The organism is Nitrospira defluvii (assembly GCF_905220995.1).
Lineage (GTDB): Bacteria > Nitrospirota > Nitrospiria > Nitrospirales > Nitrospiraceae > Nitrospira_A > Nitrospira_A defluvii_C.
This window is the reverse complement of record NZ_CAJNBJ010000001.1, coordinates 1,246,371-1,262,348: the sequence shown is the minus strand read 5'-3', so window position 1 is coordinate 1,262,348 and position 15,978 is coordinate 1,246,371. Positions and strand designations below refer to the sequence as shown.

Annotated in this window: 22 protein-coding genes; 16 read left to right on the top strand and 6 right to left on the bottom strand. The window is 60.0% G+C overall.

The genetic code is table 11. The annotated features are described in order from the left end of the window. The first annotated feature begins 21 nt into the window (after window positions 1-21). Entirely contained in the window at window positions 22-432 is a 411-nt protein-coding gene (locus KJA79_RS06160; RefSeq protein ID WP_213041105.1) for a YidB family protein, read from the top strand. 51 nt (window positions 433-483) lie between these two features. Here the strand turns inward: KJA79_RS06160 and KJA79_RS06155 are convergent, their stop codons facing one another. Continuing rightward, window positions 484-726, bottom strand: coding sequence for a hypothetical protein (locus tag KJA79_RS06155; protein WP_213041104.1), 243 nt, complete (start codon window positions 724-726; stop codon window positions 484-486). Window positions 727-1,425: 699 nt separating this feature from the next. Between KJA79_RS06155 and hemL the strand changes: the two genes are divergently transcribed. Continuing rightward, a complete protein-coding gene (gene hemL, locus KJA79_RS06150) occupies window positions 1,426-2,709 on the top strand; it encodes a glutamate-1-semialdehyde 2,1-aminomutase (protein ID WP_213041103.1) in 1,284 nt (427 codons plus the stop codon). Between the two features lie 146 nt (window positions 2,710-2,855). Here the strand turns inward: hemL and KJA79_RS06145 are convergent, their stop codons facing one another. Next, a complete protein-coding gene (locus KJA79_RS06145) occupies window positions 2,856-3,086 on the bottom strand; it encodes a hypothetical protein (protein WP_213041102.1) in 231 nt (76 codons plus the stop codon). Between the two features lie 234 nt (window positions 3,087-3,320). Here KJA79_RS06145 and KJA79_RS06140 point away from each other — a divergent pair, with 234 nt between their 5' ends. The 4 genes from KJA79_RS06140 to KJA79_RS06125 all read left to right on the top strand — a co-directional run bounded on the left by KJA79_RS06140 (window position 3,321) and on the right by KJA79_RS06125 (window position 5,636). After that, window positions 3,321-3,950: a thermonuclease family protein gene (locus KJA79_RS06140; RefSeq protein ID WP_213041101.1), complete on the top strand. Its 630-nt coding sequence runs from the start codon at window positions 3,321-3,323 to the stop codon at window positions 3,948-3,950. A 257-nt stretch (window positions 3,951-4,207) separates the two neighbouring features. Then, window positions 4,208-4,780: a dihydrofolate reductase family protein gene (locus KJA79_RS06135; protein ID WP_213041100.1), complete on the top strand. Its 573-nt coding sequence runs from the start codon at window positions 4,208-4,210 to the stop codon at window positions 4,778-4,780. A gap of 117 nt (window positions 4,781-4,897) precedes the next feature. Then, a complete protein-coding gene (locus KJA79_RS06130; protein WP_213041099.1) occupies window positions 4,898-5,305 on the top strand; it encodes a DUF1398 family protein in 408 nt (135 codons plus the stop codon). Between the two features lie 40 nt (window positions 5,306-5,345). After that, window positions 5,346-5,636 carry a sunset domain-containing protein gene (locus KJA79_RS06125; RefSeq protein WP_213041098.1) on the top strand — a complete coding sequence of 97 codons (291 nt, stop codon included), beginning with the start codon at window positions 5,346-5,348 and terminating at the stop codon, window positions 5,634-5,636. 119 nt (window positions 5,637-5,755) lie between these two features. Here KJA79_RS06125 and KJA79_RS06120 read toward each other — a convergent pair whose 3' ends face one another. After that, a complete protein-coding gene (locus KJA79_RS06120; protein WP_213041097.1) occupies window positions 5,756-5,971 on the bottom strand; it encodes a tautomerase family protein in 216 nt (71 codons plus the stop codon). A gap of 60 nt (window positions 5,972-6,031) precedes the next feature. Next, window positions 6,032-6,754, bottom strand: a complete 723-nt coding sequence (locus KJA79_RS06115; RefSeq protein ID WP_213041096.1) for an SDR family NAD(P)-dependent oxidoreductase — start codon at window positions 6,752-6,754, stop codon at window positions 6,032-6,034. A gap of 160 nt (window positions 6,755-6,914) precedes the next feature. Between KJA79_RS06115 and KJA79_RS06110 the strand changes: the two genes are divergently transcribed. The 5 genes from KJA79_RS06110 (at window position 6,915) to KJA79_RS06090 (ending at window position 10,289) form a co-directional block, all read left to right on the top strand. Continuing rightward, window positions 6,915-7,283, top strand: coding sequence for a winged helix-turn-helix transcriptional regulator (locus tag KJA79_RS06110; RefSeq protein ID WP_213041095.1), 369 nt, complete (start codon window positions 6,915-6,917; stop codon window positions 7,281-7,283). Between the two features lie 136 nt (window positions 7,284-7,419). Beyond that, window positions 7,420-7,962: a GNAT family N-acetyltransferase gene (locus KJA79_RS06105; protein WP_213041094.1), complete on the top strand. Its 543-nt coding sequence runs from the start codon at window positions 7,420-7,422 to the stop codon at window positions 7,960-7,962. Between the two features lie 54 nt (window positions 7,963-8,016). After that, complete coding sequence (locus KJA79_RS06100) at window positions 8,017-8,517, top strand: META domain-containing protein (RefSeq protein WP_213041093.1); 501 nt, start codon at window positions 8,017-8,019, stop codon at window positions 8,515-8,517. A 196-nt stretch (window positions 8,518-8,713) separates the two neighbouring features. Continuing rightward, window positions 8,714-9,394: an N-acetylmuramoyl-L-alanine amidase gene (locus KJA79_RS06095; RefSeq protein ID WP_213041092.1), complete on the top strand. Its 681-nt coding sequence runs from the start codon at window positions 8,714-8,716 to the stop codon at window positions 9,392-9,394. Window positions 9,395-9,551: 157 nt separating this feature from the next. After that, complete coding sequence (locus KJA79_RS06090; RefSeq protein WP_213041091.1) at window positions 9,552-10,289, top strand: GDSL-type esterase/lipase family protein; 738 nt, start codon at window positions 9,552-9,554, stop codon at window positions 10,287-10,289. A gap of 162 nt (window positions 10,290-10,451) precedes the next feature. Here the strand turns inward: KJA79_RS06090 and KJA79_RS06085 are convergent, their stop codons facing one another. Beyond that, on the bottom strand, window positions 10,452-10,853 hold the full coding sequence (locus KJA79_RS06085; RefSeq protein ID WP_213041090.1) for an acyl-CoA thioesterase: 402 nt from the start codon (window positions 10,851-10,853) through the stop codon (window positions 10,452-10,454). Window positions 10,854-10,873: 20 nt separating this feature from the next. Next, the gene (locus tag KJA79_RS06080) at window positions 10,874-12,130 is read right to left on the bottom strand and encodes a TIGR02710 family CRISPR-associated CARF protein (RefSeq protein ID WP_213041089.1); all 1,257 of its coding nucleotides are present in this window, start codon (window positions 12,128-12,130) and stop codon (window positions 10,874-10,876) included. Between the two features lie 143 nt (window positions 12,131-12,273). On the opposite strand from KJA79_RS06080, the gene KJA79_RS06075 reads away from it, so the two are divergent. From KJA79_RS06075 to KJA79_RS06055, 5 genes are read left to right on the top strand one after another with little or no spacing between them, the layout of a single operon-like run. Beyond that, window positions 12,274-12,711: an NfeD family protein gene (locus KJA79_RS06075; RefSeq protein ID WP_213041088.1), complete on the top strand. Its 438-nt coding sequence runs from the start codon at window positions 12,274-12,276 to the stop codon at window positions 12,709-12,711. 27 nt (window positions 12,712-12,738) lie between these two features. Next, on the top strand, window positions 12,739-13,677 hold the full coding sequence (locus KJA79_RS06070) for an SPFH domain-containing protein (protein WP_213041087.1): 939 nt from the start codon (window positions 12,739-12,741) through the stop codon (window positions 13,675-13,677). Window positions 13,678-13,732: 55 nt separating this feature from the next. After that, on the top strand, window positions 13,733-14,311 hold the full coding sequence (locus KJA79_RS06065) for a D-sedoheptulose-7-phosphate isomerase (RefSeq protein ID WP_213041086.1): 579 nt from the start codon (window positions 13,733-13,735) through the stop codon (window positions 14,309-14,311). Further along, the gene (locus tag KJA79_RS06060) at window positions 14,295-15,293 is read left to right on the top strand and encodes a GSU2086 family protein (protein WP_213041085.1); all 999 of its coding nucleotides are present in this window, start codon (window positions 14,295-14,297) and stop codon (window positions 15,291-15,293) included. The genes KJA79_RS06065 and KJA79_RS06060 overlap by 17 nt, the downstream gene beginning before the upstream one ends. Before the next feature lie 55 nt (window positions 15,294-15,348). Next, entirely contained in the window at window positions 15,349-15,972 is a 624-nt protein-coding gene (locus KJA79_RS06055; protein WP_213041084.1) for a SprT-like domain-containing protein, read from the top strand. The last annotated feature ends 6 nt before the right edge of the window (window positions 15,973-15,978 follow it).

Genomic DNA, 15,978 nt, shown 5'->3' with positions numbered 1-15,978 from the left:
CACTTATCGAAGGAGGTTACGATGGGACTGCTCGATCAACTCGGCCAGGCGGCAGTAGGAATGATGGGGCAGGCGAGCGATCAGAACCCTTTGATGAAAGCGGTGGTCGGCCTGCTGGGGCAACAAAGCACCGTCGGCGGGCTCGGCGGGCTCATTCAAGCCTTTCAGAACAATGGGCTGGGCGAGATCGTCAATTCCTGGGTCAGTACGGGAAAAAATCTGCCGATCTCTCCGCAACAAATCCAACAGGGATTGGGCGGGGACCTACTGAAGCAGCTGGCATCTCAAGCGGGGCTGAGCCCGGATGCAGCCGGCAACCAGTTGGCGAACCTGCTCCCCGGCCTCATCGACAAGCTGACACCGGACGGCAAACTGCCCGATTCGCACGTGATTGAGCAGGGACTGAATCTCTTGCGGGGAAAACTCGGCTAGCGGTGAGGCTCCAGAGAGCCCGCCAAACGGATCCTGAGCGGCGATCCCGACTTAACAGAGGGAGAAGAACCGTCCTCTCATTCGCTGCACCCGGCGGATCAGTGCCCAGTAGACGTCGTGCACACGCGACAACAACCAGACCTTGGGCGTCACCACCTGATTCACGCTCGCGCTCAACGACGTGAAATGGTCGCCGCACAGCCCATGCGTTTCGCTGGGATCCTCGAATGGCCATTTCTCCCGCAGAAACGCCGGTCGGCCGTCTCGCACACACCAGGCACAGAGCACTTTCACTGGTTCACTCCATTCTTTTCCATTGGGTAATCGCCTCGTGAGGCGCAAGACCCGCACCAGCGCGTACTGGCACATCTGTCTATAATCTTTTCATGGAGTTAGATGGGTCCAGCGGGGAAAATCCGGCGTCGTTGAACCAAGAACCGCGTGGCATTCCGCCAGGAACGGACATTTTTTGTCGCCCGCCCGACGCCGAGTCAGACATTGGTCAGGTCATAGCAGTGCAGCAGAGGAGGCATGTCTCCGGCTGGTGAGGACTGGTTCATAGCGAGGCAACGCACCCTCCTCATAACAAGGCATCAGTGGATCTCTCCCTACCCCCAGTTGCTGGAGGTGATCGGCACAGATTCCATGGGTGTCGCGATTGTCGCTCAGCGGAGCCTTTTCTCGCACCAACGCGGGCCGGCCTTCATTCTCACACCATGAACAGATTACGCGCATCATCTTCTCCTACGCAGTGATACCCGGTGATCAGCAAGACTTGCGCCATTGGACGAACCGATCTAAGTCATCACATTTACTGAAGAAAGCCGTCTCGCTCCCTGAGTAGGCCCCGGCGCTGTATCTCTTCGGATAACGTGCCGTATCAAATCGTTACGACAGGAAGCCCACTCAACCAGGGAGTGCCAGGCGGAATTGACCGTTTTCAATTTCTCATGGTACGTTGGCCCCCCTACTCACCCCCGATGAAAGAGGCCCATGAAAACACTACGCTCGGAGCAGCTCTTCGCAGAGGCACAACAGATCATTCCTGGTGGCGTGAACAGCCCAGTTCGGGCGTTTCGCTCGGTGGGCGGGCAACCTCGATTCATTGAACGCGCCAAGGGCGCACGCCTCTATGATGTCGACGGAAACAGCTACCTCGATTACGTCCTCTCCTGGGGACCGATGATCCTCGGCCATGCGCCGACCACGGTGACGAAGGCCATTCAACAAGCCGCCGCCAACGGGACCAGCTATGGCGCACCGACCGAATTGGAAATCCAGCTGGCCACGATGATTCGCGAGGCCCTGCCCTCCATGGAGCTGGTACGGCTGGTAAGCTCAGGGACCGAAGCGGTCATGAGCGCCATTCGAGTCGCTCGCGCCTATACCAAACGCGACGGCATCCTGAAGTTCGAAGGCTGCTACCATGGCCACAGCGACTACCTTCTGGCCAAGGCGGGATCGGGACTCACCACCCTCGGAATTCCAGACTGTCCCGGGGTACCGGAGGATTTCACGAAACACACGCTCACTGCCCCGTATAACGACCTGGCCACGACGGAAAAATTGATCAAGAAACATTACCGGCAGCTGGCCTGTGTGATTGTCGAACCGATTGCAGGAAACATGGGTGTGATCCCGCCTTCACCCGAGTTCTTGCAAGGCCTGCGTACATTGACCGATGCGCACGGCATGCTCCTGGTTTTTGATGAAGTCATCTCGGGGTTCCGCGTGCAATACGGCGGAGCGCAGACGCTGTACGGAATCAAGCCCGATCTGACGATTCTCGGGAAAATTATCGGCGGCGGACTGCCTGTGGGAGCCTATGGCGGGGCGAAGGACATCATGAAGATGATTGCCCCGTCCGGCCCGGTGTATCAGGCCGGCACGTTATCAGGCAATCCACTGGCCGTCACGGCCGGTATCGAAACGCTGAAACGCTTAAAGAAGCCCGGCACCTACGAACAGCTCGAACAACGGTCGGTCGCGCTGTCCGAGGGCATCGGGCAGGCCGCGCGCAAAGCAGGCGTGGCACTTGCGCAAACCCGTGTCGCCTCCATGATGTGCGCGTTCTTCACGCAGGGGCCGGTGACGGATTGGGCATCGGCGAAGAAGTCGGACACGAAAGCCTACGCCAAGTTCTTTCATCAGATGCTGGAGGCAGGAGTCTATTTGGCCCCGTCACAGTTCGAGGCCGCGTTTATGTCGGTGGCCCACACGCCCAAAGACATCGAGCGCACGATCAAGGCCGCACAGGAAGCCTTTAAGTCGTTATAGCGTCGATTTCATATTTCCAGACGCGTCGTTGGTAAAAGCAGGGGCCCGTATCTGTTCAGATACGGGCCCCTCCTCTTTTGATACAGTTCTGACGTCGCACTGCCCTCAGTCGCGTTTCACCAGACAGGCGTCAGGACCGAGCAGGTCTACTCGTCGTCCTCGTCGTCCATTTCCAACGCTTCCTGCCGCTTCTGTTCCTCCATTGCGTTGTGCAAGAGCATGCGGATAAACATCGAATAGAGCGAACCTTTTTCCAACGTCCCCCCGGGAGGAATCGCAATCTTGCCTTCCTTGATCATGCGATCCATCCAGGCCTTCTGGTCCGGAGCGATCAAGATCGGGACCTCGACCAACCCCACTTTTCCAAACATATCCATGAGCGGCTCTCCTGTAGTAGTTCGTAAAACGTCCTTAAGAGCGAATGGCTTATAGCTGGTAGGACGAGAAGAAGAGCGTCCGAAACCCTACCATTCGCTATGGGCCATCAGCCATAAGCTCCGCGTCCGAGGGGCATTTGAGCACGCGGTTTTTCGGCTTGTCAACCGCGCGCGCCCAACACGATGGCATGAACCATGCTCCCCTGAGCGCACGAACCACGGAGAACCTGTCCCATGCGTCACTTCATCATCCCCGACCCCCGCAGTTTGAGCCGGTTGACCCTGCTATTACTGGTAGCCTCCCCCACGGCGCTGGCACTCGGCGCGGTGGAAGAAAGCCGGTCCACCCTCCATACGTACACCCCGGCCTCCACGAACAACCCCGCGCCCTTTCACTGCGACAACTGTTGGGACCTGAAACCGGACCAACGGCAATCACTGCCTCAGCATTCAACACCGCGGTATCGACGCGGACATCATGATCGAGGCCTTCGCCCCCACAAAAACCCCTTCGCAAAAAAATCGCGGTTTCACAGCCGTGGGCTTCGATCCCTTCCGCGTCATGCGCTGTCGATGGGCGGATTCGAGCGGAATGTGGAATCCTGGCAAGTTCGCACCGTCGATGGCGATACGATCCGCTACGGCACCGATCGCATCCGCATTCGCGGCTATAACGCACCGGAATTGTCTGAACCAGGCGGGCGAGAGGCCGCTCTCCGGTTGGAGCACCTGCTACAGGAAGGAACGATCAGCATCGTCCCGCATGGTCACGACGTCTATGGACGGACCCTGGCCGATGTCTTCGTGAACGGCCAGAACGTAGCGGACGTGATGATAGGGGAAGGGTTTGGAAGAAGAGGGTAAGGCAGCAGGCCTTCGACACGAAGCCCGACAGTCACTCGTGACCGGCTATCATGATGTCGCCTTGCACGCAATCTCACTCAAACCATCAGCCTCCTCCCACCCGCCGAGGACCTCTTTGACCCTACTCCGCAGTCGGGGTGATGGTGGTGGAAACATGTCGTGGATTCATGGTCAGATGGCCGACAGGATTCTCCGTCTGTTCGGGGACAGAACGCTTTGTGACAGGGAACAGTCACCGATCCACCACACTATGTCGTATGAAGACACAGTACTACACGGCCACCAGTCTCGATGGTTTTATCGCAACTGAAGACGACTCGCTCGATTGGCTGTTTCCACTGGGCGACGTAAACGAGACGAGTTATCCCTCATTTATTGCAGAGGTGGGCGCCTTAGCCATGGGGTCGGCGACCTATGAGTGGATGCTCCACCATGGCGAGAGCATTGCCGCGCAGGCTGGCGCACCTTGGCCCTATTCCCAACCTACGTGGGTATTCTCCAGCCGCCCACTTCCTTTGGTCCCGAATGCCGATATTCGCTTGGTTCAAGGTGATGTTCGAACCGTTCATACCGAGATGCGCCAGGCTGCCGGCACCAAGAACATCTGGATCGTCGGGGGTGGAGATCTCGCAGGACAGTTTTACGATGCCGGCCTGCTGGACGAGGTGATCGTTCAAGTCGGGTCTGTCACGCTGGGGAGAGGCAAATCACTGTTTCCCCGCCGCGTCACGAATCCGCCGCTTCAATTGGTATCCGCACGAAAAATCGGGCCAGGCTTCGCCGAGTTGCGATATGAGGTGCCGACAGACAGGCAGGCCGGCCCGACCTAACGAATTCATCGACATGGTGGCGCGATTCGGCCCTGGCAGCAACTGCCCCGGATTCCTCACGCATAACAACAGTCGATGACATAACCTCACCGCCATAGCTGGTACAGGGAGATAGACATGAACGCGAATGAGATTGCGGAATTGGCAACGGCTACCGTGAAGGGATCGATGCCCTTTCCTGAGATCGTCGGCAAACTGATCGCCAACGGTGTCGAGTACTACCATGTGGATTATGCCCTCAGGCCTTTTTCCTTCTACAGTGCCACGGGAGCTGTGGTGACCGCGCCCCTGCTCCTCGAAGGTCTGCCTCGGATTTCCAAGCGCTTCGATGCGGCCCTGCTCAAAGCCGCCATCCTCGACAGTCAGCAGCATGGTCAAGCGTTTCGGGCCTTTTGTGAGCGCGCCGTCACGGCGGGGGTGCATGGCTACTTCCTTCGAAGCAAGCGCGTGACCTATTTCGGCCGCCAAGGGGATCAACATACCGAGTGGTTTCCCGGCACTCGACCGAGCGAGGTGTCAGAGTGATGAAACCACCGCGACTCTACCAGGCTCTCAACCCGACACCATGAAACCTACCCTCGTCTATCTGCTTCTGATCGGACTCCTCCTGGGAGTAGCTGACGCGGAAGGCGCCAAGAACCGACCCTCCGTCTCCCACCGCAGCGGCGTCGAACCATCCAAGAATGGCCAGTGTCCCCCTGAACATCCGATCAAAGGCAACTTCACACCCCATAGCGGTGAACGCTGCATCTACCACATGATCGGACAACGCTGGTATCTACGAACCAATGCCGAACGCTGCTACGCGACCGAAGACGAAGCCGTACAAGACGGCTGCCGCCGATCGAAGCGGTGAGAGGACCACGACGCAGGCATGACCCGCACTCCTCGCCCGAGCAGCACAAATGAGGCCTCGACAGCAGCGTGGCTTCGCCTGGCGGGAACAGGGTCGGGAGTCATTGTTCGGCTACGCTCTCATTCAAGCCCTCTCCGTTCGAGTGTCCGCAGTTGTGTGACCGTGAGGCCGGCGACACCCCAGTTGTCCGTGTCCACCTCCTCGATCACGACAAACGTCTGAGACGGTTTCTTGTCCAGGACACGCACCAACAGGTCGGTGATACCTGCAATCAGCGCCTGTTTGTGTTCGCGGGTGACACCTTCGCGCGTGACTCTCAGATGAACGTAGGGCATGGCTTTATTCCTTTCAGACTGAGGCCCGAGCGCTCATCATGAGCGCCCAGGCCGGTTTGCTCACCACTTGCCTGCGTGAGCGCCGCCGTCCACATGCAACACTTCCCCGGTGACGAACGTCGCCTCCGTGAGATACAACACAGCATCGACGATTTCCGACACGCGCCCGATCCGTTGAATGGGGTGCAGTGTCTTCAGAAAACCGTGCGTGTCGGGCTTGTGCATGGGGGTGTCGATGATGCCGGCGCCGATGGCGTTGAACCGGACACCGTCGTTCGCGAACTCAATGGCCAGCGCAGCCGTCGCGGCGTTCAGCCCGCCCTTCGTCAGCACCGGTACCGAGGCGGGCACTCCCGCGATGGGTTGGTCGGCTAAGGTGGTGGTGATCGTCACGACATGGCCGGCCCCGCGCCGCTTCATGTGCCGAACGGCCTCCTGGGTCACATAGAGAAATCCCGCCAGATTGGTGGACACCAGTCGAGAGAAGTCGTCCGGCGTGTATTCCGTGAACGGCTTGGGGATGAAAATGCCGGCGTTGTTCACCAAGAGATCGATGCCGCCGAAACGGCTCACGGCCGTGTCGACGAGCCGCCGCGCTGTTTCAGCTTCGCCGATGTCCCCATCCACGAGCGCTACCTGCGAGGACGGAACCACCGTCCCGGCCTCGGTGATGCGCCGCGAATTGGCCACCACCCGATAGCCATGCTCCACCAAAGCCGTCGTCAGGCCGAGCCCGATCCCGCTCGACGCCCCGGTCACGATCGCGGTCTTGTGCGTTCCCATATGCCAACTCCTTTCATGAGGTGATGAATGAACGACCTGCTGCGCTGTCGAAGCTCAAGGTAAGTCGTGCACTGTCCCGAAGCAATATGCTATCTCTTGGTAAGTACAGATTGTGCTTACCATTTGGAAAGCTCCGCAGCGCACGAACGGAGGTCGTCACATGGCAGTCAAACGCAGGAAATCGAAGGTTGCCCAGCCTCCCACAGGCTGCCCGCTTACGGTGTGCATGCAGTTTCTGAAAGGAGCCTGGACGCCGAACGTGATTTGGTATTTGCGCGAGGAACCTCGGCGCTTCAGTGAATTGTTGGCTGACATTCCGGGCGTGTCACCGAAGGTCTTCACGGCCCGCCTCAAACGGTTGCAGCAGGATGGGATCGTCACGCGCGAGGTCCGACCTACGTCACCGCCGACTGTCGAGTATTCGCTCACGGACTTGGGACGCGAATTGACGCCGGCGATTGAGGCGATCGTGCAAGTGGGACACAAGCTCAAACGGCGCCGGCTTGCCGCGGGAATGGCAACGTCTTAACCATGGGGCCACAGGTCGCGACGACACTGGCATACGTCGGACTGCCGGGACAGACAAACACACCGGTCAGGCAGGAGAGACAGAAAGCGATCCCTTGTCTGATCAACGATCATAGATTCACCGCCACCGACTTGCCATGCGCTCCTCCATTGAGCTCCTCACTCCCCGCCTGATACTCCGACAGTGGCGGCCATCAGATCTCGAGCCGTTTGCCGCGATGAATGCCGACAGCGAGGTCATGCGCTACTACCCGGCGCCTTGGCCCAGAGAACAGAGCGATGCATTCGCCCAACGGGTGAAGCAATTGATCAACGAACGAGGTTGGGGATTCTGGGCGGTTGAGGAACGGGCATCGGGGCACTTCATCGGCTTCGTTGGTCTACACACACCATCTCCGGAGCTTCCGTTCTCCTCTTGCGTGGAAGTCGGCTGGCGCCTGGCCAAACCATACTGGGGCCTGGGCTATGCCACAGAGGCCGCGCAATCGGCTATCGCGTTCGGCATTCAGCAACTTCATCTGATAGAGCTCGTGTCCTTCACCGCTGTCGCCAACCAAAAATCGCGTGCCGTCATGGAGCGACTCGGAATGCGACTAGACTCCAAGTTCGACCATCCTCAGGTACCTGTCGAATCCGGGCTGCGCCGGCATGTGCTGTATCGTCTTCGCCGACCGCTGTGATCACCTGGCCTTCGACGTGGCAAGCGATTCGAATTCATCGTACAATCCGCCTCCATGAAAATGTCCTTGCTTCGTCTTTTCCCGAAAGTCTGTACCCTGTTGCTCATGACGGCCTGCGTCTCGACTCCTTCGCCAGACGTGATGAAGCAGGTGGCTGAACGGAACCGCTGGGAGCTGGCGCATTGGGGAAACCGCGCGATTCCCTCTGCGGATGACGGGCAACCGGTGGTCTTGGCATTTGAAAGAGATCGAGTGTCGGGCCACGCCGGATGCAATCGATACACTGCGGCCATTTCGTTTGGGCCGAGCGCTGGTGAGGTCTCGGTATCGCACGGCATCACCACACGTATGGCTTGCGAACCACGCCGCATGGAGTTCGAAGCCGCATTCATCAAGGCGTTTGAAGCTTCACGACGGTACCGGTTGGATGGGGAGAGCCTGTCGTTTCAGAGCGAGGGCGGCCCGCCGCTGGAATTCTACCGCCGCCCACTGGCATGCCAGGCATCGCCGTTTGCTGCCTGCGGCGAGACGCAGGAATCCACCCCGTCGCGCTGACGCGACCGCCCCCTCACTTCCGCCTGGTCACGGACCAACAGGCCATGTTTCCACCTTCGATTTCCGGCATGGGCGTTGCCTACTTATGATAGGTTGCTCGCCTCGGGACCGGATCGCGGTCGCCAACATCGGCGGGACATGACCGCTCTCGATCGCTGCCACGCGGACATGACCCATTACGACGGAGGACAACACCATGCCCAACCCGAAGACCTATCAATTTAATCTCCCGCGAACAGGACGCCCCTCCGACGTCATCCTCAACGAAGTGTGGTATCCGGGTATCCAGGCCTATTGGGAACAGAGCACATCGAGCCGGATCTTCGACGCGATTTTAGGGATCAAAGCGGTGGTGATTCACGCAACCGCCGGCTCCAGTTCGGCCGGAGCCATCTCGGTGATGCGGGACGGCAAGGCGTCGTTCCAATGGCTGGTGCCCGATGAAGACGAGCCGCAGCATGGACAGTTGGTCTGGGCCTGTGCGCCAGAAGCCAGGGCTGCGTGGCATGTACGGAACGCCTGCTCCCATCCGGACGTGAACGACGGGGCCGACAAGGTCAACCACTGGTCCCTCGGAATCGAAGTGGTGAACAATCAGACCACTCGCGACGGGTTTTCCGATTGGCAGATCCAGGCGACGGCACAGATCGTGCGGTATTGCTGGGCCAAATATCCCAACCTGAAGCATGTGGTGTCTCACGCGAAACTCGATCCGACGCGACGAAGCGATCCGGGCGCCGGGTTTCCCTGGGCGCGACTGAAAAAACTGGTGCTCACCCCTCAGGACGAAGACAGCGTTCCCGCCATCGCGATGGAGGCACAGCCGGCTTCGGCCATCTCCACCGAGACGAGTCCGAAGGGCTGCTGCCACGGTTAAGGTCGCAGCATGACAACCAGCAGGGTCGGCGCTCGCACCGACTACACATCAGGGATTGACACCAACGCCGTTAGGGTGACGCCCCATGGCCAACTAAAGAATTGATCCGACACACATCGTTCTGTAACAGTTACGGCACCATCAAGGAGGATCGTGAATGTTACGCACCGCGTTCACTAGCTGTTCACGGCTCGCCTGCTTACTTGCCCTGCTGCTCTCGCTCGGCCCAATCGTCGCCGACGCACAACCGATCAAGGCCGAAACCCCAGCGCCTCAACGCGAGGCGTGGTGGACAGAACGGCATGACCGGACGGTCGCGCGCATCCGCCAAGGCCAGGTCGATCTCTTGTTTATCGGCGATTCCATCACGCAGGGCTGGGAGGAAGATGGGCGCCCGGTGTGGGACCGGTACTATGCCGCCAGACGAGCGGTGAATCTGGGCTACAACAGCGATCAGACGGATAACGTACTATGGCGACTCCAGCACGGGGAGCTTGATGGCATTGCACCTAAACTGGCGGTGGTGATGATCGGAACGAACAATGCGACAATCCGGGAAGATCCTCCCGAACACACCACTGCGGGCATCCAGGCAATTCTCACCACGTTGCGCACACGCCTGCCGGGAACCAAGATTCTGCTCTTGGCGATTTTCCCCCGAGGCGCATCGGCCGACAACCCGTTTCGCCGCGTGAACGAAACCGTCAATGCACGGCTGCCGGCGCTCGCCGATCAACACCAGGTCTTTTTTCTGAACCTGAACCGGCGCTTTCTCGACGGCGACGGGCGCCTGCCCCCGGAGATCATGTCCGATGCGCTGCACCCCAGCTTACTGGGCTACCGCCTCTGGGCCGAAGGGATGGAAGAGATGATTCGGAAACTCTTGGGGGAATGAACGGGGATCGGCCGGGACCGCGACAGCCAGCCGACCTACAAGATGCTCGTCAGGACTTCTTGTTTTTCTTGTCCTTCGGATTGTCGGAAAACAGCAACCAGGCGAGGACGACGAACCCGATCGCCACACCCGTGACCGCCAACCATGTGCCGAGTTTATCCATTAGCTCCTCGTCTGTGGAGGTCCTTGTAGCGCAGCCAGGGTGGGTTTGTCGAGCCGCCTTACTTTCAACTGTTCATCCACCGTCACCAGCTTCGCCGACCCTTCGACCACCAGACGCCCGCTGGTCCGCTCTCGCACCACGTGCGCGAAGGTGAATGAGGTCTGACTGGCAGCGGCCAGCGTCGTGTCAACCACCAACGTGTCCCCGTACCGACCAGGCGATCGATAGTCTACCTCCGCATGCACCACCACGAACTGCGTGCCCTGCTCACGCAGGCCTGCAACCGACAGTCCCCGTTCTTCGAGATAATGGGTCCTGGCCCGCTCGAAATACTTGAGGTAGTTGGCATAGTACACCACTCCCCCGCAGTCGGTGTCCTCGTAGTAGATACGGATGTCCATGCGTGAAGGGCCAAGCAGACTTAGAGATTCAGCGTCGGGAACTTCGGCAGCGAGAACTCGCTCACGCCCGTGAGCTTCATCACCACATCGGACAGCTGCTGCACCCGCTCACCTTTGACCGCCTCAAACCCGTGCCCCAACACCGCATGATTGGCGGCATCAAGCAGCGGCTTCATCTTGGGCCAGTCGCGGAGAAACGCCTGTCCCATCGGATCACCAAGATCGGCCAAGGCGCGCCACTGACTCTGGAGCGGCAGCTTGTACTTCCCATCTACATCGTCCAGGTAACAGGCGCGGCAGGTGTCGCGCATCGCTTCGGGCAATTGCTCCGGTCGCACATCCCAGCTCTTGATCTTGTGTTGTTTGAACAATTGCCGTTGAGCGCAGGCCTCCAGCGCGCGGACCAACGCGACCATAGCTCGCTCGTGATCATGGTCCACCTGCGCCCGTCGATGCGCATGGGCCAACAGATCAAGCACCACACCTTCCTTCACATCAGCAGGATCGAGCACCAGCTTCTCTAAGAATCCGCTGTTGGCCTTGATCAAGGGCAGCAGCGCCTTGAGTCCCGGAGGCCCGCCCCAGAGCGAGGCCATATCAAGCGCCTTCAGCGAGCTTTTCAGCTTCTCCCAGGCCTGGCGATAGTGAAACTGCTCCCACAGCCCATAGCCCAGCGCGAGTTCTCCTAAGGCCCGATAGAGAGGTTTCTGCCCCCCGCTCACCCGAGCCTCCAGCGTATGAAAAAGGGTCGCGGCAGCCCTAAACGAACCGTGATTGAAGGCCTCACTGGCTTCCCGACGAACCACCACCGCCGCCTCGTCCCAGGGGTTGCCTTGCAACCAATACTTGGTCAACCCGCCGATCGCGATCGCCTCCCCCTCTTCGCGACCCGCCGCATCGACCAGACTGATGACTCGCGACGTCCAAGGTTGGCTCACCGTCGCCAGCGCGGCGGCCATAGCAGGGGTGGCGCCGGTCAAATCGACCACCACTTCCCCCACCTGTACAGCCCAGGTGCGAAAGAGATCGTGAATCGTGCGCGACAAGGCCTGATGGCAGGCGATGACATCAGCCGGATCGGGCGTGACGACCCAATCCCAGCGTTTCGGCATCTGCTGAACCAACGGTTGCACGGCTGATTCGACTTGGGCCTTCGCCGATTCCGGCACAAAAAAACACAACAATTCCGGCTGCAGTCGATTGATGACGTAGGCGGCAAGCGCCGGCGCATCGGTGAACGCGAGGATCAAGGCTTTCACAGGAATATCTGGCGGCATAATCGGCGGACTATACCATTGCGATCTCGCCGCTTCAACGAACGAGGGTTTACGCACAATTCTTGACGCTCCGGGGAAAGGCGCATAGACTTTCGCCAGCATTCCTGTGCCATCCGACCGCTTGTGACGTCTGAGGAGGTGCGATGACCTGGTGGTTGTGGGCGTTTCTGGGACTGTTTCTGCTCGGCACCGAAGTCGTCACGCCCGGCGGATTCTACATGTTGTTCTTCGGCATCGGGGCACTTCTCGTCGGAGCGCTCGTGGGCTTCGACGTCATCCACAGTGAATGGATGTCCTGGCTGCTGTTCTCGGTGTTCTCGGTCGGCTCGCTCGTCCTCCTCCGCCAACCGCTCCGCCGTCTCATGAAAACCGATCGAGGCGACCTGTCGCCGGTCGATACGATGGGCGGCGAAACCGCCGTCGTCCTGGACGACATTCCGCCGGACGGCCGGGGCAAAGCGGAATGCCGCGGCAGCACGTGGAATGCGCACAACGCGGGAAACAAGCCGCTCACCAAAGGTCAACGCACCCGCGTCGAGCGGGTCGAGGGGATCACCCTGTGGATCACACCTGAATCATGAGGTCGCACCATTATGGAGGATAGCGGCATGCCAGGCGGACTCTGGGTCGTGATATTCCTTGCGGGACTCGTCCTGCTCGTCATCTCGAAAACGGCGCGGGTCGTGCCGCAACAGAGCGCGTACGTCGTCGAACGTCTTGGTCGATATTCACGCACGCTCGGCGCAGGATTTCATATCCTCTGGCCCTTCATCGACAGCGTGCAATACAAACACTCGCTGAAGGAAACGGCGATCGATATTCCCGAACAGGTCTGCATTACGAGGGACAACGTGCAAGTCGGCGTCGACGGCATTCTCTACGCCAAAGTCCTGGACCCGCAACGGGCGTCCTACGGCATCAGCGACTATCGATTCGCCATCACCCAACTCGCCCAGACCGCACTCCGCAGCGAGATCGGCAGAATCGAACTCGATCGCACGTTCGAAGAACGGACCAACATCAACAGCCAGGTGGTGAACGAGTTGGACAAGGCGACGGAGCCCTGGGGCGTGAAGGTCCTGCGTTACGAGATCAAGAACATTACGCCCCCCAAAGACGTGCTCGCCGCAATGGAAAAGCAGATGCGCGCCGAACGGGAGAAGCGTGCGGTGATTCTGACTTCAGAAGGTGAGCGCGACGCCGCCATCAACCAAGCGGAAGGCGAGAAGCAACAGGTCATCAAAGCCTCCGAAGCGAAAAAGCAGCAGCAAATCAACGAGGCCGAAGGCGCGGCGGCGGCCATTACGGCCATCGCCGGCGCCACAGCCGACGGACTGCGAAAAGTGGCCGAGGCCACGCAAATCCCCGGCGGGTACGAAGCGGTGCAGCTGCGCGTCGCGGAACAGTACATCACCAAGTTCGGGGAACTGGCGAAGGCCAGCAACACCCTCGTGCTTCCCGCCAATGTGTCGGATGTCGGCTCGATGTTGACGCTGGCGATGAACATGATCACCAAACGGTCTTCCCCCGCGTCTCCCACGAAGTGAAACCGGGCACCGGGTCGTTTGACAGTGACCGGGGGCTTCCCTACAATTCCGCACGATGAAAGAGTTTGCCCTCAAGGCGTTCGACGAGAGCGCCGAGATCAAGCGGCGCTTCGCCCGGGACCATGCCGACAAGATCGTGCAGGTCGCCCAACTCATCGGCCAGGCCTTGCGAAACGGACATAAAGTCTTGCTCTTCGGCAACGGCGGCAGCGCGACCGATGCCGCGCACATCGCCGCCGAATTCGTCGGCCGTTACAAACGCGAGCGCGCACCCTTCCCCGCCATCGCCCTAGCCACTGATATCGCGGCCATCACCTGTATCGCCAACGACTACGGGTTCGAAGAACTCTTCGCCCGCCAGGTGCGGGCGCATGGCCGGCAAGGGGATGTCGCCATCGCGATCAGCACCAGCGGCAATTCCCCCAATGTGCTCAAAGGCGTCGAGGCTGCCAAGGCGCTCGGATTGACGACCATCGCCTGGACCGGCGGCTCCGGCGGCAAATTGGCCGGGATGGTCGAGTACGCCTTCGTCGTTCCCTCGACACTGACCGCTCGCATTCAGGAAAGCCACATCACGCTGGGCCATGTGCTCTGCGAACTCATTGAGGATCACGTTCTTGCCAACCCGGCCTAAGCGCTCCGCGAGATCATCGACGCCCCCCGCGATCATCAAGCCCATTGATGCCTCGCGGCTGAAGACCTATCCCCTCCAGCGGCGGCACAGCAAGGTGCAAGTGTCGAATTTTGCCAAGGTCTGGACGAGCGGGCGGTCATTCAAGCGATTTCTGGATTCCCTGCCGGACATCCTGGCCGTAAAGACACTACGCGAAGTGGCACGGGCCATCGCCAAGGCGCATCGGCAAGGCCGGCCGGTGATCGTCGGCATGGGCGCGCATGTGGTGAAGGTCGGCCTGGGCCCGCTGCTCGTCGATCTGATGGAACGCGGCATCGTCACCGCCCTCGCCATGAATGGCGCGGTCATCATCCACGATTTTGAACTGGCCTTCATGGGCCACACGTCGGAAGAGGTGGACGCGGAAATCGATTCCGGCCGATTCGGCATGGCCGAGGAAACCGGCCGCATGCTCAATGAGGCCATTACGCTGGGCATGAAAGAGGGCGCGGGTCTGGGCGAGTCACTGGGCCTCTACATCAACCGTCGCAAAGAGCACTTTCCGAATCGAGCGACCAGCCTGCTGGCCACCGGGGCCAGACTGGGCCTCCCCGTCACGGTCCACGTGGCCGTCGGCACCGACATCATCCACATGCATCCGTCTGCGGATGGCGCGGCAATCGGTGCGGGCTCTCTGCTCGACTTCCGCCGCCTGGCCGCCGTGGTCTCCGGCATGGAAGGCGGGGTCTACCTCAATCTCGGATCCGCCGTGATTCTCCCGGAAGTGTTCTTGAAGGCCGTGTCGCTGGGGCGGAACCTTGGCCACTCGTTGACGAACATCACGACGGTCAACATGGATTTCCTCACGCACTATCGCCCGATGACCAATGTCGTGCGCCGACCGACCCAAAAGGGCGGCAAGGGATACGCGCTCACCGGCCATCACGAAATCATGGTGCCGCTCTTGGCTGCCGCGGTCCTCGAAGAGTTATCCAGCCGCTGAAGCCGCACGCTTGCTCCTCTCGCATCGTCAGCAGTCGACTGATCCTGTGAGTACCATGTCGCCTAACTCCGAATCGCTGCTCACCATCTGGACCGATCTCAATCATCGGTATTTCCACGGCGCTCTTCCGCCCATCCCCATTGAATGGAGTCGTCGCCTGACCTCTTCCGCGGGAATGTTTGTCTGCCGGGTCGGACCGCGGCACAGCATGCCTCAGACGATAGATGAATGTGCACCACGCCGCTGCATCAGGCTGTCGTCGGTCTTGCTACAGGACAGTGGCCCGGAGCCAGAACGCGAAACGATCGTGACCCTGGCGCATGAAATGATTCACCAGTGGCAGTACGACGTTCTGAAACGCCGCCCAAACCATGGACCTGACTTTCGCCGCATGATGACACGCATGAACCAGGATGGGCTCGGCATCACGCTGTATCATTCGCTCGGCACAGCCGTGGCGGCCCTGGCCAAATACGCCTGGTGCTGCCAGCACTGCGGATCCATCTACCGGCGGCACCGCCGGAGCATCCAACCACGCCGGCATTTGTGCGGAGCCTGCCGCGGCCCGCTTCGAGAGCTCACCGTCGTTCAACAGGCGTCGCCACCGGTATCGACGCCCGCTCCGTTATCCGCCCCTTCGGCCAACCGGCAAATCGACCTGCCGTTCCGAAGGGGATAAGCCCTC

Coding starts and splice junctions, on each gene's coding strand:
- KJA79_RS06160 (WP_213041105.1), top strand. CDS start 22: ATGGGACTGCTCGATCAACTCGGCCAGGCGGCAGTAGGAATGATGGGG.
- hemL (WP_213041103.1), top strand. CDS start 1,426: ATGAAAACACTACGCTCGGAGCAGCTCTTCGCAGAGGCACAACAGATC.
- KJA79_RS06145 (WP_213041102.1), bottom strand. CDS start 3,086: ATGGATATGTTTGGAAAAGTGGGGTTGGTCGAGGTCCCGATCTTGATC.
- KJA79_RS06140 (WP_213041101.1), top strand. CDS start 3,321: ATGCGTCACTTCATCATCCCCGACCCCCGCAGTTTGAGCCGGTTGACC.
- KJA79_RS06135 (WP_213041100.1), top strand. CDS start 4,208: ATGAAGACACAGTACTACACGGCCACCAGTCTCGATGGTTTTATCGCA.
- KJA79_RS06130 (WP_213041099.1), top strand. CDS start 4,898: ATGAACGCGAATGAGATTGCGGAATTGGCAACGGCTACCGTGAAGGGA.
- KJA79_RS06125 (WP_213041098.1), top strand. CDS start 5,346: ATGAAACCTACCCTCGTCTATCTGCTTCTGATCGGACTCCTCCTGGGA.
- KJA79_RS06120 (WP_213041097.1), bottom strand. CDS start 5,971: ATGCCCTACGTTCATCTGAGAGTCACGCGCGAAGGTGTCACCCGCGAA.
- KJA79_RS06115 (WP_213041096.1), bottom strand. CDS start 6,754: ATGGGAACGCACAAGACCGCGATCGTGACCGGGGCGTCGAGCGGGATC.
- KJA79_RS06110 (WP_213041095.1), top strand. CDS start 6,915: ATGGCAGTCAAACGCAGGAAATCGAAGGTTGCCCAGCCTCCCACAGGC.
- KJA79_RS06105 (WP_213041094.1), top strand. CDS start 7,420: ATGCGCTCCTCCATTGAGCTCCTCACTCCCCGCCTGATACTCCGACAG.
- KJA79_RS06100 (WP_213041093.1), top strand. CDS start 8,017: ATGAAAATGTCCTTGCTTCGTCTTTTCCCGAAAGTCTGTACCCTGTTG.
- KJA79_RS06095 (WP_213041092.1), top strand. CDS start 8,714: ATGCCCAACCCGAAGACCTATCAATTTAATCTCCCGCGAACAGGACGC.
- KJA79_RS06090 (WP_213041091.1), top strand. CDS start 9,552: ATGTTACGCACCGCGTTCACTAGCTGTTCACGGCTCGCCTGCTTACTT.
- KJA79_RS06085 (WP_213041090.1), bottom strand. CDS start 10,853: ATGGACATCCGTATCTACTACGAGGACACCGACTGCGGGGGAGTGGTG.
- KJA79_RS06080 (WP_213041089.1), bottom strand. CDS start 12,130: ATGCCGCCAGATATTCCTGTGAAAGCCTTGATCCTCGCGTTCACCGAT.
- KJA79_RS06075 (WP_213041088.1), top strand. CDS start 12,274: ATGACCTGGTGGTTGTGGGCGTTTCTGGGACTGTTTCTGCTCGGCACC.
- KJA79_RS06070 (WP_213041087.1), top strand. CDS start 12,739: ATGCCAGGCGGACTCTGGGTCGTGATATTCCTTGCGGGACTCGTCCTG.
- KJA79_RS06065 (WP_213041086.1), top strand. CDS start 13,733: ATGAAAGAGTTTGCCCTCAAGGCGTTCGACGAGAGCGCCGAGATCAAG.
- KJA79_RS06055 (WP_213041084.1), top strand. CDS start 15,349: ATGTCGCCTAACTCCGAATCGCTGCTCACCATCTGGACCGATCTCAAT.